Origin of the sequence: Saccharopolyspora griseoalba (assembly GCF_042665275.1) — a bacterium.
GTDB lineage: Bacteria > Actinomycetota > Actinomycetes > Mycobacteriales > Pseudonocardiaceae > Saccharopolyspora > Saccharopolyspora griseoalba.
The window spans coordinates 19,822-33,614 of record NZ_JBHTCJ010000018.1 but is presented as its reverse complement, the minus strand read 5'-3'; the positions used below and the strand labels follow the sequence as shown (position 1 = coordinate 33,614).

Annotated in this window: 11 protein-coding genes; 3 read left to right on the top strand and 8 right to left on the bottom strand. The window is 70.9% G+C overall.

Annotation, left to right across the window (positions count from 1 at the left end; translation table 11 throughout):
- Positions 1–104 precede the first annotated feature (104 nt).
- Positions 105–764: a VTT domain-containing protein gene (locus tag ACFQRI_RS24885; protein ID WP_380672782.1), complete on the top strand. Its 660-nt coding sequence runs from the start codon at positions 105–107 to the stop codon at positions 762–764.
- A gap of 78 nt (positions 765–842) precedes the next feature.
- On the opposite strand, the gene ACFQRI_RS24880 is transcribed toward ACFQRI_RS24885, so the two are convergent.
- From ACFQRI_RS24880 to ACFQRI_RS24865, 4 genes are read right to left on the bottom strand one after another with little or no spacing between them, the layout of a single operon-like run.
- Positions 843–1,487, bottom strand: coding sequence for a TrmH family RNA methyltransferase (locus ACFQRI_RS24880; protein ID WP_380672647.1), 645 nt, complete (start codon positions 1,485–1,487; stop codon positions 843–845).
- Complete coding sequence (gene pyrE / locus ACFQRI_RS24875) at positions 1,484–2,023, bottom strand: orotate phosphoribosyltransferase (RefSeq protein WP_380672645.1); 540 nt, start codon at positions 2,021–2,023, stop codon at positions 1,484–1,486. Before pyrE ends, ACFQRI_RS24880 begins: the two co-directional genes overlap by 4 nt.
- Before the next feature lie 22 nt (positions 2,024–2,045).
- Positions 2,046–2,819, bottom strand: a complete 774-nt coding sequence (locus ACFQRI_RS24870; protein ID WP_380672643.1) for an SDR family NAD(P)-dependent oxidoreductase — start codon at positions 2,817–2,819, stop codon at positions 2,046–2,048.
- Positions 2,820–2,866: 47 nt separating this feature from the next.
- Positions 2,867–3,589, bottom strand: coding sequence for a type III secretion system chaperone family protein (locus ACFQRI_RS24865; protein ID WP_380672780.1), 723 nt, complete (start codon positions 3,587–3,589; stop codon positions 2,867–2,869).
- Between the two features lie 240 nt (positions 3,590–3,829).
- Here ACFQRI_RS24865 and ACFQRI_RS24860 point away from each other — a divergent pair, with 240 nt between their 5' ends.
- Positions 3,830–5,041, top strand: a complete 1,212-nt coding sequence (locus tag ACFQRI_RS24860) for an MFS transporter (RefSeq protein ID WP_380672641.1) — start codon at positions 3,830–3,832, stop codon at positions 5,039–5,041.
- 142 nt (positions 5,042–5,183) lie between these two features.
- Here ACFQRI_RS24860 and clpB read toward each other — a convergent pair whose 3' ends face one another.
- Entirely contained in the window at positions 5,184–7,766 is a 2,583-nt protein-coding gene (clpB, locus tag ACFQRI_RS24855; protein ID WP_380672639.1) for an ATP-dependent chaperone ClpB, read from the bottom strand.
- 228 nt (positions 7,767–7,994) lie between these two features.
- Here clpB and ACFQRI_RS24850 point away from each other — a divergent pair, with 228 nt between their 5' ends.
- The gene (locus ACFQRI_RS24850; RefSeq protein ID WP_380672637.1) at positions 7,995–9,569 is read left to right on the top strand and encodes an alanine/glycine:cation symporter family protein; all 1,575 of its coding nucleotides are present in this window, start codon (positions 7,995–7,997) and stop codon (positions 9,567–9,569) included.
- A 93-nt stretch (positions 9,570–9,662) separates the two neighbouring features.
- Here ACFQRI_RS24850 and ACFQRI_RS24845 read toward each other — a convergent pair whose 3' ends face one another.
- The 3 genes from ACFQRI_RS24845 to ACFQRI_RS24835 all read right to left on the bottom strand — a co-directional run bounded on the left by ACFQRI_RS24845 (position 9,663) and on the right by ACFQRI_RS24835 (position 13,775).
- Positions 9,663–10,499 carry a YceI family protein gene (locus ACFQRI_RS24845; protein WP_380672635.1) on the bottom strand — a complete coding sequence of 279 codons (837 nt, stop codon included), beginning with the start codon at positions 10,497–10,499 and terminating at the stop codon, positions 9,663–9,665.
- Between the two features lie 289 nt (positions 10,500–10,788).
- Positions 10,789–13,290 carry an MFS transporter gene (locus ACFQRI_RS24840; protein ID WP_380672633.1) on the bottom strand — a complete coding sequence of 834 codons (2,502 nt, stop codon included), beginning with the start codon at positions 13,288–13,290 and terminating at the stop codon, positions 10,789–10,791.
- Positions 13,287–13,775, bottom strand: a complete 489-nt coding sequence (locus tag ACFQRI_RS24835; protein ID WP_380672631.1) for a MarR family winged helix-turn-helix transcriptional regulator — start codon at positions 13,773–13,775, stop codon at positions 13,287–13,289. Before ACFQRI_RS24835 ends, ACFQRI_RS24840 begins: the two co-directional genes overlap by 4 nt.
- Positions 13,776–13,793: the final 18 nt, after the last annotated feature.

The following is a 13,793-nucleotide window of genomic DNA, read 5'->3' as shown; positions in this document are numbered from 1 at the left end:
GTGATCACTCCTGTGCGCAGCGCGATCACCCAGGTGGTCGCCCGGAGGTCGCGGCCCGCTCGGCTTCGGTACCGTTGGCAACCGTGACGACCCAATTGACCGCGATGGCGAACACCGCGGCCCCTGCGCTCGCTCTGCTGCCCAAGTGGCTGGACCCGGAGCACATCGTTACCTCCCTGGGCCCGTTCGCGATGATCGGCGTCAGCCTGATCATCTTCGCCGAGTGCGGCCTGCTCATCGGCTTCTTCCTGCCCGGTGACTCGCTGCTGTTCGTGACCGGCCTGATGATCGCCTCCGGCGCGATCGACACGCCGGTCTGGGCGGCCTGCCTGATCCTCACGATCTGCGCGTTCGTCGGCAACGTGACCGGCTACTGGATCGGGCGCAAGGCAGGACCGGCGCTGTTCAACAAACCGGACTCGAAGGTGTTCAAGAAGGAGCACGTGGACAAGACCCACGAGTTCTTCGAGCGCTACGGCGCGCGGGCGATCATCCTGGCCCGCTTCGTGCCGATCGTGCGCACCTTCATCACGGCGGTGGCCGGCGTCGGGCAGATGGATCAGAGGAAGTTCTTCAGCTACTCGCTCATCGGCGGCATCGCCTGGATCTGCAGCATGACGCTGATGGGCTTCTTCCTCGGCAACATCCCGTGGATCAAGAACAACATCGAGGCGATGGCGATCGTCATCGTGATCGTCTCGGTGATCCCGATCGTGATCGAGTACGTCAAGGGACGCCGCGCGAAGGCCCGCGAAGCGGCCTGACCCGACGGACCACCGAAGGCCGGCGCACCGCAGGAGCGCCGGCCTTCGTCGTGCCGGGGCGCAGTTCGACCGAGACCGTCACCAGGCGTTGGCGAGGTCGGCGTGCTGCTGGACCCAGGTGTGCATGACGATGCCCGCCGCGACGCCGGCGTTGATGCTCCGGGTGCTGCCGAACTGCGCGATGGAGACCACCTGGTCGGCGCCGCCGCGCGAGTCGTCGCTGATGCCCGGCCCCTCCTGGCCGAACAGCAGCACGCAGCGCGGCGGCAGCGCGGCCCGCTCCACGGGCTCGGCGCCGGGGGTGTTGTCCACCGCCACGACGGCCAGCCCCTCCGCGCGCGCCCAGGCCACCAGCGACTCGACGTCCGGGTGGTGGTGCACGTGCTGGTAGCGGTCGGTGACCATGGCGCCGCGCCGGTTCCAGCGCCGCCGCCCGACGATGTGCACGCCGCGGGCCGCGAAGGCGTTCGCGGTGCGCACCACGGTGCCGATGTTGTGGTCGTGCTGGAAGTTCTCGATGGCGACGTGGAAGTCGTGCCGCCGGGTGTCCAGGTCGGCCACGATCGCCTCGCGCCGCCAGTACCGGTAGTGGTCGACCACGTTGCGCCGGTCGCCGTGCTCGAGCAGCTCCGGGTCGTAGCGCTCATCGGTCGGCCAGGCGCCCTCCCACGGGCCGACGCCGACGCTGGTGCCCCACTCGGTGGGCCCGACGTCGTCGCTCATCCCAGGCCGAGGTCGGCCAGCCCGAGCAGGGACCGGTAGGCCAGCCCCTCGGCCTCGATGGCCTCGCGCGCCCCGGTGTCCCGGTCGACCACGGTGGCCACGCCCGCGACCTCGGCACCGGCCTCGCGCAGCGCCTCGACGGCGGTGAGCACGCTGCCGCCGGTCGTCGAGGTGTCCTCCACGGCCAGCACCCGGCGGCCGGTGACGTCCGGCCCCTCGATCTGGCGCTGCATGCCGTGCGCCTTGGCCGACTTGCGGACCACGAAGCTGTCCAGCGGGGATCCCGCCGCGTGCAGCATCGCGGCGGCGACCGGGTCGGCGCCCAGGGTCAGCCCGCCGACGGCGGTGTAGTCCCAGTCGGCGGTGAGCTGCCGCAGCAGCGCGCCGATCAGCGGTGCGGCCTCGTGGTGCAGGGTCGCCCGGCGCAGATCGACGTAGTAGTCGGCCTCCTTGCCGGAGGACAGGGTGACCCGGCCGTGCACCACGGCCAGCTCGGTCACCAGGCCGGCGAGCTTCAAGCGCTGCTGTTCGTCCACGAGGTTCGAGGATACTTCCCGCTCAGGTGCGGCCCGGCACCGTCCGGGTGACGATGGCGCGCTGGAGCGACTTGGGCACCAGCCTGCCGAGCGCGACCAGCGCCTTGTACTGCACGCCGGGGACCGACACCGCCTTGCCCGCGCGCAGGTCGGCCAGAGACTCGTGCACGACCTGGTCGGCCTGCAGCCAGAACGCGCGCGGCAGCTTGCCCATCTCCAGCCCGGCGCGCTGGTGGAACTCGGTCTGGGTGAAGCCGGGGCACAGCGCCATGACCCGCACGCCGGAGCCGTGCAGCGTGGTGTTGAGCCCCTCGGACAGCGCGGTCACGTAGGCCTTGGTCGCCGAGTAGGTGGAGCCGGAGACGGAGAAGAACCCGGCGACGCTGGAGACGTTGAGCACGTCCCCGCGCCCGCGCTCGCGCATCCCGGGCACCGCCGCGCGGGTCAGCGCCAGCACCGCGGCGACGTTGACGTCGAGCTGCTGCTGCAGCTCCTCGGCGGGCAGCTCCCAGAACGGCCGGTTGGTGCCGAAGCCGGCGTTGTTGATCAGCACGTCCACCGGGTTGTCCGCGTCGGCGACGCGCCGCTCGACCCGCGCCCGCTGCTCCGGGTCGGCCAGGTCGGCGGCCAGCACCTCGGTCCGCACGTTGTGCCGGGTCTGCAGCCGGTCGGCGAGCTCGGCGAGCCGCTCGGAGTCGCGGGCGACCAGGACCACGTCGTGGCCCTCGGCGGCAAGGCGGCGCGCGAAGGCGCGGCCGATGCCCGCCGTGGCGCCGGTTACGAGTGCGGTAGGCATGGTCCGAACCTACCTCGCGCCCGCTGGGCGGGGCCGACGGCCGGGCTTCAGCTGAGCCGCTCCGAGGAGTGCTCGGCTTCCACGTCGGTCTCGATCTCGTCCGGTGCGCCCGCCCCGTCCCGGGGCTCGTTGGGGTCGGAGTCGAAGGGGTCGATCAGGTCGGCGAGGTCGCCGAGGTCGCGCAGCAGCCGCTCCAGGCGCGCCGGGTCGGCGTCGGCGGGGTGCAGCGCGGCGAGCACCCAGTCGTTCTCCAGCCACACCACGGTGATGTCCTCGCCGATCTCCTCGACGGCGTCGACCAGATCGGGGGACACCAGCGGGCGCGCGGCGGCGACCTCGCTGACGAAGGCGTACCGGGAGCCGACCGGGCCGAGCAGGTCGAGCTGGGAGTCCTGCGGCACCGGCACGTCCGGCAGCCACAGCTCGACGGTGGCCGGCGCGGTGCGACGGCAGCGGATGCCGACCAGGACCGCGGCGGACTTGCCGCTCGCGTCGAGGTCGAGCACGTAGACCTGACGGCGGCCGTCGGCGGTGAAGGTCGAACCGGCCACCACGTCGGTCGCGGTGACGCCGCCGAACTGGGCGAGCACGCCGTGCTCCCAGCGCGTCGGCAGCACGCGGTCGACCTCGGCGAACTGCCAGCCGCGCAGCGACGCCCACCGTCGTCGCTCCCGGTTGTTGGAGGTGCGCTGCGACTTGTCGACGATCAGCAGCGCCACGCCCGCACCGATGGCGACGACCGCGACGAGGAACCAGAGCCACGCAGGTATGCCCACACAGCGCAGGGTAGTCCGAAGATCCCGGACTTCGAAGATCGGCCACCGATCTCAATCGGTTGACCTTGCCTCGCGAGCGCCCGCCGCCGCGCGCACGCCCGCCGACTAGCCGGGTTTGTCCGACCGGCCGCGCCCCGGCGGTGAGCCCGACCACTGCGCGCGCGGGCGGCGGAATGGTTCGTATGGCTAAGCGGTTCGAGTGGGCAGACTCCGGAACCCGAGGCTTGAGGAAGCATGACCACCCAACTGGTTCGCCCCCGAACTCCGCTGCGCTCGCGAAGCCTGTCCCGGACGACCTCGTTCTGGGTCATCGGCGGTCTCTACGCCCTGTTCCTGATGGCCTCCACCGCGCCGTCCCCGATGTACTCGCTGTACCAGCAGCGCTGGGGCTTCTCCAACACGGTGCTCACCGAGGTCTTCGCCATCTACTCGGTGGCGATCCTGGCCGCGCTGCTGCTGGTGGGCTCGCTGTCCGATCACATCGGCAGGCGACCGGTGCTGCTGGTCTCGCTGGTCGTCCAGCTGGCCGCCGTGCTCGTGCTGGCCTTCGCCCCGGGCACGGCCTGGCTGTTCGTCGGCCGCGCGCTCCAGGGCATCGCCACCGGCGCGGCGACCGGCGCGTTCAGCGGCGCGCTGCTGGACTTCCAGCGACCGGGCTCGACGCTCGGTTCGCTGGTCAACGGCATGGCCGCCTCGCTGGGCCTGTCCGGTGGATCGCTGCTGGCCGGGGTCCTGGTCCAGTTCGTGCCCGGCCCGACGCTGACCAGCTACCTGCTGCTGGCGGCGGCGTTCGTGGTGGCGCTGCCGCTGGTGGCGCTGATGCCCGAGCCGGTGGCCGAGATCCGGCCGCTGGGCGAGGCGCTGCGCCCGAAGCGCCCGGTCGTCCCGGAGGGGCACGGGGTGCGGTTCGCGCTGCTGGCCACCACGCTGACCGCCTCCTGGACGGTCGGCGGCATGTTCATGTCGCTGGCGCCCTCGGTGGCCCGCGGCATGGTCTCGGCGATGCCGAACCTCGTCGGCGGGCTGCCGATCGCGGTCGTGGCCGGGGTCGGCGGCGTCGCGCAGGGCCTGCTGTCCGGCTGGTCAGGGCAGCGCGCGGTGCGGGTGGCCTCGGCGCTGATGATCGTCTCGCTGGTCGGCGTGGCGCTCTCGGTGCCGGGTGGCAGCGCCGGGCTGTTCTTCGGCTCCTCGGCGCTGCTGGGCCTGGGCTGGGGCCTGATGTTCATGGGCGGCTTCCGGATGCTCACCTCGCTGGCCGCCCCGCACCAGCGGGCGGGCACCGCGGCGATGATCTACGTGGTGGCCTACCTGTCGGCCTCGGTGCCCGCGATCGCGCTCGGCGTGCTGAGCACGCTGACCGACCTGACCACGGCCACGGTGACGTTCGCGATCGCCGCTGCCGCGTTCGCGGCGGTCGCGGGTCTGGCCACGCTCAGAACTCGGTGAAATCCGATCCTTTTCGGTGCTGATTTTCGAACCGGACTGCTGTATTCTCTCCGGTTCGACGTTCCTTCCTGAAACTAATTTTCGGTGCGGCGGGCATCTGCGAGAGAAGATGCCCGCCGCACCATTCCGTAAATGGAACGACTCAGCCGGCCCCGACGATCAGACCGTCGTTTTCGTCGTTGACGTCGACGGTGACCTTGTCGCCTTCCCGGATCTCCCCGCCGAGGAGTTCGCGCGCGAGCTGGTCGCCGATGGCCGACTGCACCAACCGCCGCAGCGGCCGGGCGCCGTAGACCGGGTCGAAGCCGTTGAGCGCGAGCCAGTCGCGGGCGGCGGGCCGCACGTCGAGGGTCAGCCGCCGCTGCGCCAGGCGCTGCGCCAGCCGGTCGACCTGGATGTCCACGATCGAGGTCAGCTCCTCGGTGCTGAGCTGGCCGAAGACCACCACGTCGTCGAGCCGGTTGAGGAACTCCGGCTTGAAGTGCCCGCGCACCACCGCCATGACCGCGTCCTCCCTGCCCCGCTCGTCCAGCGCCGGGTCGGCCATCGCCTGCGAGCCGAGGTTGGAGGTCAGCACCAGGATGGTGTTGCGGAAGTCCACCGTGCGGCCCTGGCCGTCGGTGAGCCGCCCGTCGTCGAGGACCTGCAGCAGCACGTCGAAGACGTCGGCGTGCGCCTTCTCCACCTCGTCGAGGAGCACCACGGAGTAGGGCCGCCTGCGCACCGACTCGGTGAGCTGACCGCCCTGGTCGTGGCCGATGTAGCCGGGCGGCGCGCCGACCAGGCGGGCCACCGAGTGCTTCTCGGAGTACTCGCTCATGTCGATGCGGATCATCGCCCGCTCGTCGTCGAACAGGAACTCCGCCAGCGCCTTGGCCAGCTCGGTCTTGCCCACACCGGTCGGCCCCAGGAACAGGAACGACCCGGTCGGCCGGTCGGGGTCGGCGATCCCGGCGCGGGTGCGGCGCACGGCGTCGGAGACCGACCGCACCGCCTCGCCCTGACCGACCACCCGCGCGCCGAGCTCGTCCTCCATGCGCAGCAGCTTCTGCGTCTCGCCCTCCATCAGGCGACCCGCCGGGATGCCGGTCCAGGAGCTGACCACGTCGGCCACGTCGTCGGCGGTGACCTCCTCCTGCAGCATCGCCTTGCGCTCGGCCTGCGCCTCGGTGGCGCTGGCCAGCTCCTTCTCCAGCGCCGGGATGCGCCCGTAGCGCAGCTCGGCGGCCTTGCCCAGATCGCCGTCCCGCTCGGCCCGGTCGGATTCGCCGCGCAGCTGTTCGAGCTGGGTCTTGAGGTCGCGGACGGCGTCGATGGAGGTCTTCTCCCGCTGCCAGCGCGCGGTGAGCTCGGAGAGCCGCTCGCGCTTGTCGGCGAGCTCGGCGCGCAGCGCGGCCAGCCGCTCGGCCGAGGCCGGGTCGGACTCCTTGGCCAGCGCCATCTCCTCGATCTCCAGGCGGCGCACCGCGCGCTCCACCTCGTCGATCTCCACCGGGCGGGAGTCGATCTCCATGCGCAGCCGGGAGGCCGCCTCGTCGACCAGGTCGATCGCCTTGTCCGGCAGGAACCGGGCCGTGATGTAGCGGTCCGACAGCGTCGCCGCGGCCACCAGGGCGCCGTCGGTGATGCGCACGCCGTGGTGCACCTCGTAGCGCTCCTTGAGCCCGCGCAGGATCGCCACCGCGTCCTCGGTGGAGGGCTCGCCGACCAGGACCTGCTGGAACCGGCGCTCCAGCGCGGCGTCGGTCTCGATGTGCTCGCGGTACTCGTCGAGCGTGGTCGCGCCGACCATGCGCAGCTCACCGCGGGCGAGCATCGGCTTGATCATGTTGCCGGCGTCCATCGCGCCCTCGCCGGTGGCGCCCGCGCCCACGATGGTGTGCAGCTCGTCGATGAAGGTGATGACCTCGCCCGCGGAGTCGGTGATCTCCTTGAGCACGGCCTTGAGCCGCTCCTCGAACTCGCCGCGGTACTTCGCCCCGGCCACCATCGAGCCCAGGTCCAGCGCGATCACGCGCTTGCCGCGCAGCGAGTCGGGCACGTCACCGGCCACGACGCGCTGCGCGAGGCCCTCCACGATGGCGGTCTTGCCCACGCCGGGCTCGCCGATGAGCACCGGGTTGTTCTTGGTGCGCCGGGACAGCACCTGCACCACGCGCCGGATCTCGGTGTCCCGGCCGATCACCGGGTCGAGCTCGCCGGAGCGGGCCCGCTCGGTGAGGTCCTGCCCGTACTTCTGCAGCGCTTGGTAGGTGCCCTCCGGGTCCGGGCTGGACACCCGCGCGGACCCGCGCACCTGCGCGAACGCCTCCTGCAGGGCCTCCGGCGTCGCACCGTGCTTGCGCAGCAGGTCGGCGACCCGGCCGCCCTCGGTCGCCAGGCCGACCAGCAGGTGTTCGGTGGAGACGTAGTCATCGCCCATCTCGGTGGCCAGCTGCTGGCCTCGGGTGAGCGCCCGCACCGCCTCGCGGGACAGCTGCGGGCTGCTCACGGTGGATCCGGTTGCCGCGGGCAGCACGTTGGCCAGGGATTCCACCTCGCGCCGCACCTCGGCGGGCTCGGCGCCGACGGCGCCGAGCAGCGGCGCGGTCAGGCCGTCGCCCTGCGCGAGCAGCGCGCCGAGCAGGTGCGCGGGGCCGACGTCGGGGTTGCCCGCCATGGTCGCGGCCTGCACCGCGGACGAGATCGCCTGCTGGGTCTTCGTGGTCGGGTTGAACGCGTCCATTCCTCACCTCGTGCCGTGGGCGGTGCCACCCCATCCTCTCCCAGGGCACCGCTTCCTACCCACCCAACGACAGGAAAGTTGAGCTTGTTCCGCTCAACTTGGAGGAGTCGAGCTTTCACCGTATTCACACGGAACCAATACACGAGGTAACGAATCGGGCGGCCCTTTTACCAATTGTTACGCGTACAGCTTGTGTTCACCTCGGGCACTCGTTTTAGCTATTGCGTTATGAACACCGCCATCCTCGCAAACGCCTCACCGCCCGACGGGCAAATCGTCCTGGCGGCTGAAGGTGGGGTTTTCGGCACCATCGAGAACTCCATCAACATCTTCTTCGATCCGATCACGACTTGGGTCAACGAAGTCGTCTTCGCCGAGATCAGCATCGCTGGCGTGTCGTTCCCCTGGATCGTGGCCTGGCTGGTGCTCGCCGCCACCGTCTTCACCGTGGTCTTCGGCTTCGTCCAGTTCCGGAACTTCAAGCTCTCCGTCGACCTGGTTCGCGGGAAGTACACCGACAGCTCCGAACCCGGCGAGATCAACCACTTCCAAGCGCTGTCCTCGGCGCTTTCCGGCACCGTCGGTCTGGGCAACATCGCCGGTGTCGGCGTGGCCGTGACCATCGGTGGCGCAGGTGCCACGTTCTGGATGATCCTGTGCGGCCTGCTCGGCATGGCCACCAAGTTCGTCGAGTGCACCCTCGGCGTGAAGTACCGGCACATCGACGAGGGCGGCGTCGTGCACGGCGGCCCGATGCACTACCTGCGGACCGGCATCCCGGACGTGCTCAACAACGCCTTCGGCCGGGGCCTGGGCAAGACCCTGGCGGTGCTGTCGGCGATCACCATTCTGCTGTTCGGCATCGGCGGCGGGAACATGTTCCAGGCCAACCAGGCCTTCGCGCAGCTGCGCGACGTCACCGGCGGCGACAACGGCCTGCTCGGCTCCGACGGCGCGGCGCTGGGCTTCGGCATCGTGCTGGCCATCATCGTCGGCCTGGTCGTCTTCGGCGGCATCAAGTCCATCGGCAAGGTCACCAGCCGCCTGGTCCCCGCGATGGCGGTCATCTACATCCTGGCCTGCCTGTTCGTGATCCTCGCCAACGTCACCGCCGTGCCGGACGCGGTGAGCACGATCATCAGCGGCGCCTTCACCCCGGAGGCCGGCTTCGGCGGTCTGGTCGGCGTGCTGATCATCGGGTTCCAGCGCGCGGTGTTCTCCAACGAGGCGGGCCTGGGTTCGGCGCCGATCGCGCACTCGGCGGTGCGCACCAACCACCCGGCCACCGAGGGCCTGGTCGCCCTGCTCGAGCCGTTCATCGACACCGTCGTGGTCTGCACCATGACCGCGCTGACCATCGTCATCGCGCGGCCGCAGATCTGGGTGCAGGGCCAGCAGACGGTGATCGGCGGCGGTGAGGAGCCGGACGGCGTGACCGTCACCTCGGACGCGTTCTCCACCGCGCTGCCCTGGTTCCCCTACGTGCTGACCGTGGCCGTGGTGCTGTTCGCGATCTCCACGCTGATCACATGGGGCTACTACGGCCAGCGCGCCTGGCTGTTCCTCTTCGGCAACAGCAAGGCGAGCTTCCAGATCTACAACCTGGTGTTCTGCCTGTTCGTCATCGTCGGCTCGGTGCTGACCATGACCTCGGTGTTCGACTTCACCAGCGCGGTGATGTTCCTGCTGGCCCTGTTCAACATCATCGGGCTCTACATCATGATCCCGAAGGTCAAGGAGGAGCTGGCCTCGTACAAGGCGAAGCTGCGCAGCGGCGAGGTGCAGAAGGTCGACAAGAGCTGACCGCTGCGACCGGAACGCGGACGAGCCGTGCGCACCCCCGACGGTGCGCACGGCTCGTCGTCTTCCGGGCCCGCTCGCCGGGCGAGGCCCCCGTCAGTCCTGGCGGACGGCCTGGATGTCGATGGCGACCTTCAACGTGGTGCCGACCGCGGCGATGCCGGTCTGCAGGGCCTGGTTGAAGGTCATCGCGAAGTCGTCGCGGCGCAGCTGCGCGGTGGCCGCGGCCGAAGCGCGGGTGCCGCCCCACGGGTCCGGCCCCACCCCGCCGAACTGGGTGTCCAGCACGACCGGCCTGGTGACTCCGCACAGCGCGAGGTCGCCGGAGAGGTCCCAGCGGTCGCCGCCCCGGCTGCGCAGACCGGTGGAGCGGAAGGTGATCTCCGGGTGCTGCTCGACGTCGAGGAAGTCGGCGGCGCGCAGGTGGTCATCGCGCATCGAGTTCCCGGTGTCCACGCTGGACGCCACGATCCGCGCTTCGACCTGCGAGGACTCCACCGGGTTGGCGATGCGGACCTCGCCGGAGAAGTCGTTGAACCGGCCGTGGACGCTGCTGATGCCCAGGTGCTTGGCGGTCACCTGGATCGAGGAGTGCACCGGGTCGATGCGCCACAGCCCCGGCGCGGGCAGGTCCGCCCCGCCGACGCGCCGCAGCTCGACCTCGCCGAGGTCGGCCGCGGAGCCGTCGCGCACCACCGCGGTGCGCGCCAGCGGCTCGTGGCCGACCGCGGTCACGATCGCGGTGTACGCGCCGCCCCGCAGCCCGGTGGCCGCGATCGACCCGCTGCCGTCCCCCTGGGCCCGGGCCGCCTGCGCCCCGCCGGCGTCGATGAGCGTCAGCACCGCCTCGGCCACCGGCCAACCGTCCGCACCCCGCACCACCGCGGTCACGGCCCCGGTCCCGACCTGCACACCCGCCCCCTGTGAATCCATCTGAAGAAACTCCTTGTCCCGTCTTCGACCACGCGGAAGCGAGATCCCGATCTCCGCGCTCTGCGAGAGGCGAGACCGAGACCCGAACCGCGACGAACCCGAACGACCCGCAACGGCGAAGGCGTCAGCCCACCCCAGCAACCGGCACCGCCGCCGTTCTGAGGCGCCGCGTGGCGAGGACGGCCGCGACGCCGCGCGCAGGTGAACTGCTCAAGGAGCGGATCCCGCAGCCGCGCGGCGCCTCAGGTTCCGCCACCCGCACGCCGATCCAGGCGAGTTCGGACTCGTACTACACCTCCGGGTAGCCGAGTTCTACGTCTTGGGTGTTCTCCTGCCCCGCCAGCCGCAGGGACGTGGCGACCGGCGGGTAGCCGGTGGCGATCACGGTGAACTCGCCGTCGGGCAGGTCGGTGAAGTGGTACCGGCCGTCGACGTCGGTGGTGGCCGCGCCGACCACGGCACCCGTGGCGTCCAGCAGCGTCACCCGCGCGTCGGGCACCGCCACGCCGAGGTTGGCCGAGCGGATCACGCCGGAGAGCTCGGCCCCCGCCTGCAGGGCCACGTCCAGCTCGACCTGCTCGCCGTCGGTGACGGTCACCGGGGTGGCCACCGGTCGGTAGCCGTTGGCGGTGACGGTCAGCGCGTAGGAGCCGCCGACCAGGTCGGCGAAGGAGTACTCGCCGTGGGTGCCGCTGGCCTCGGTGGCCACCACCTCGCCGCGCACGTCGGTGAGCACCACCATCGCGCCGACGATCCCGGTGCCGTTGTTGTGCACCCGGCCGGCGAGCTGTCCGGCCCCGAGCAGCTGCACGTCGTGGCGCACCGGCCCGTCGCCGACCGCGACCATCGAGGCGGTCGGCTGGTAGCTGCCGCCGGAGGCGATGAGCACGTAGCTGCCGCCGTCGGCGACCGCCACCCGGTAGGCGCCGTCGGAGTCGGTGCGGGCGCGCTCGACCTGGCGCCCCCTGGCGTCGGTGAGCGTGAGCACGACTCCCGGCACCGGGGTGCCCACCGAGTCCCGCACGACGCCGTGCACCACGCGACCGCCGCCGGGCTCGCCGAGGTCGCCCACGATCCGGCCGTTGACCGGCGGGAGCTGTTCGATCGGCGCGCCCGGCACCGGGGCGCCGTTGACCTCGGCCGGTTCCCCGGCCGGGGAGTTCGTCGATTCCTCGCGCGCGGCCACGCCCGCCTCCTCCAGTTCCTCGTTGCTCTCCACGGTCGTGCGCAGCGGGCTCTCCCGGATGAACAGCGCCGTGATCAGGGTGACCACCGCGACGCACGCCGAGATGAAGAAGATGTCGCCGATCGCGTCTCCGTAGGCCCCGCGCACGATCGTCTGGATCGGGCCGGGCAGGGCGCCGACGTCGAGGTCGCTCGTCCCGCCGCCGGAGCTCATCGCCTGCGCGGCGCCCGGGATGCCCGCCAGGCCCTCCTTGACGTACTCCTCGACCCGCATGGCCAGCACCGCGCCGAGCACCGACACGCCGGAGGAGCCGCCGAGGGTGCGGAAGAAGGTGACCACCGAGGTGGTCGCGCCCATGTTCTTCGACGACGAGGCGTTCTGCACCGCCAGCACGAGGTTCTGCATCAGCATGCCGACGCCGCTGCCCATCAGGAACAGGTAGATCCCGACCAGCACGAGGTCCGTGTCGTGGTCGATGGTGCTCAGCAGCCCCATGCCGGCGAGCATCACGACCGAGCCCAGCAGCAGGAACGGCTTGATCTTGCCGGTGACCCTGGAGATGATCTGCCCCGAGATCGTCGAGGACAGGAACAACCCGGTGACCATCGGCAGGGTCATCAGGCCCGCGTGGGTGGGCGTGAAGCCGCGCGCGATCTGGAAGTACTGGCCCAGGAAGACCGCGCCGCCGAACATCGCGGTGCCGACCGAGACGGTGCCGATGGTGGCCATCGTGACCGTCGGGTTGGCGAACATCCGCAGCGGGACGATCGGTTCGGGGTGCTTGGACTCGATGATCACCGCGATCAGCAGCGCCAGCACGCCGCCGCCGACGAACATGCCGGTCTCCGGCGAGAGCCAGTCGAAGCTCTTGCCCGCCAGCGAGACCCAGATCAGCAGCAGGCTCACGCCGCCGACGAGGAACAGCGCGCCGAACCAGTCGATCTTGATGTCGCGCTTGACCACCGGCAGCTTGAGCACGCGGCCGAGCACGATGAACGCGATCACCGCGATGGGCACGGTGACCCAGAAGCACCAGCGCCAGCCGAGCCACGGGGTGTCCACGATGACGCCGCCGACCAGCGGGCCCGAGACGGTGGCCACCGCGAAGGTCGCGCCGATGTAGCCGCTGTAGCGGCCGCGCTCGCGCGGCGAGACCATCGCGGCGATCACGACCTGGATCAGCGCCTGCAGACCGCCCATGCCGATGCCCTGCAGGGCGCGGAAGCCGATCAGGGCCTCCATCGACTGGGCGAAACCGCCGAGCACCGAGCCGACGGTGAAGATGGTGATCGCCAGCTGGTACAGCACCTTCTTGCTGAACAGGTCGGCGAGCTTGCCCCACAGCGGCGTGGTGGCCGTGGAGGTCAGCAGCATCGCCGTGACCACCCACGTGTACTGGCCCTGGGAGCCGTGCAGGTCGGCGATGATGCGCGGGAGCGCGTTGGACACGATGGTCGAGCTGAGGATGGCGACCAACAGCGCCAGCATCAGGCCGGACATCGCCTCGAGGATCTGCCGGTGCGACATCTTCGGCTCTGCGCTCGACTCGTGCGGCGCGCTCGGGCGAGCCGACGCCCGCGGCATCGTCTCCGTCGAGCTGGTCATCGAGTTCCTTCCCCCTTAGCGGGGTCTGGGCAGACCCCGTCGTGGATCGTGCGACGGCGGATGTCGTTCATCGCGCTGTCGAGCAACCGAGCGAGCTCGCGCACCTCGGCGTCCTCCCAGTCCTGCAGCGCTTCGCCGATCCACTCGGCCTTGCGCCGCTCGAGATCGCTGACGGCTCGCTCGCCCTCGGCGGTGGCGCGCAGCAGCGAGACGCGCTTGTCGGCGGGATCCGGGCGCCTGGTGATCAGCCCGGCGGATTCCAGCTGCCCCACCTGCCTGCTCACCACCGACGCGTCGACGATGCGGTGGTGGGCGAGGTCCGACGCGCGGCTCTCGCCGCGGTGGACGAGCTCGGTGAGCAGGCCGGATGCCGCGTAGGGCACGTTGTCGGCCTCGAGCCGCTTCTGCAGTGCGACCTGCTTGAGCCCCAGCAGCGCGCGGAGCGGCTGGAGCAGCTCGCCGCAGGTCTCCGGTGTCGGTCCCATGAGCGCCCATTCCTTTAG

Excerpts from the sequence above, each read along its gene's own strand:
- ACFQRI_RS24870 (WP_380672643.1), bottom strand. The coding sequence starts at position 2,819 with ATGCCTACCGCACTCGTAACCGGCGCCACGGCGGGCATCGGCCGCGCC.
- ACFQRI_RS24860 (WP_380672641.1), top strand. The coding sequence starts at position 3,830 with ATGACCACCCAACTGGTTCGCCCCCGAACTCCGCTGCGCTCGCGAAGC.
- clpB (WP_380672639.1), bottom strand. The coding sequence starts at position 7,766 with ATGGACGCGTTCAACCCGACCACGAAGACCCAGCAGGCGATCTCGTCC.
- ACFQRI_RS24845 (WP_380672635.1), bottom strand. The coding sequence starts at position 10,499 with ATGGATTCACAGGGGGCGGGTGTGCAGGTCGGGACCGGGGCCGTGACC.
- ACFQRI_RS24835 (WP_380672631.1), bottom strand. The coding sequence starts at position 13,775 with ATGGGACCGACACCGGAGACCTGCGGCGAGCTGCTCCAGCCGCTCCGC.
- ACFQRI_RS24840 (WP_380672633.1), bottom strand. The coding sequence starts at position 13,290 with ATGACCAGCTCGACGGAGACGATGCCGCGGGCGTCGGCTCGCCCGAGC.
- ACFQRI_RS24850 (WP_380672637.1), top strand. The coding sequence starts at position 7,995 with ATGAACACCGCCATCCTCGCAAACGCCTCACCGCCCGACGGGCAAATC.
- ACFQRI_RS24885 (WP_380672782.1), top strand. The coding sequence starts at position 105 with ATGGCGAACACCGCGGCCCCTGCGCTCGCTCTGCTGCCCAAGTGGCTG.
- ACFQRI_RS24880 (WP_380672647.1), bottom strand. The coding sequence starts at position 1,487 with ATGAGCGACGACGTCGGGCCCACCGAGTGGGGCACCAGCGTCGGCGTC.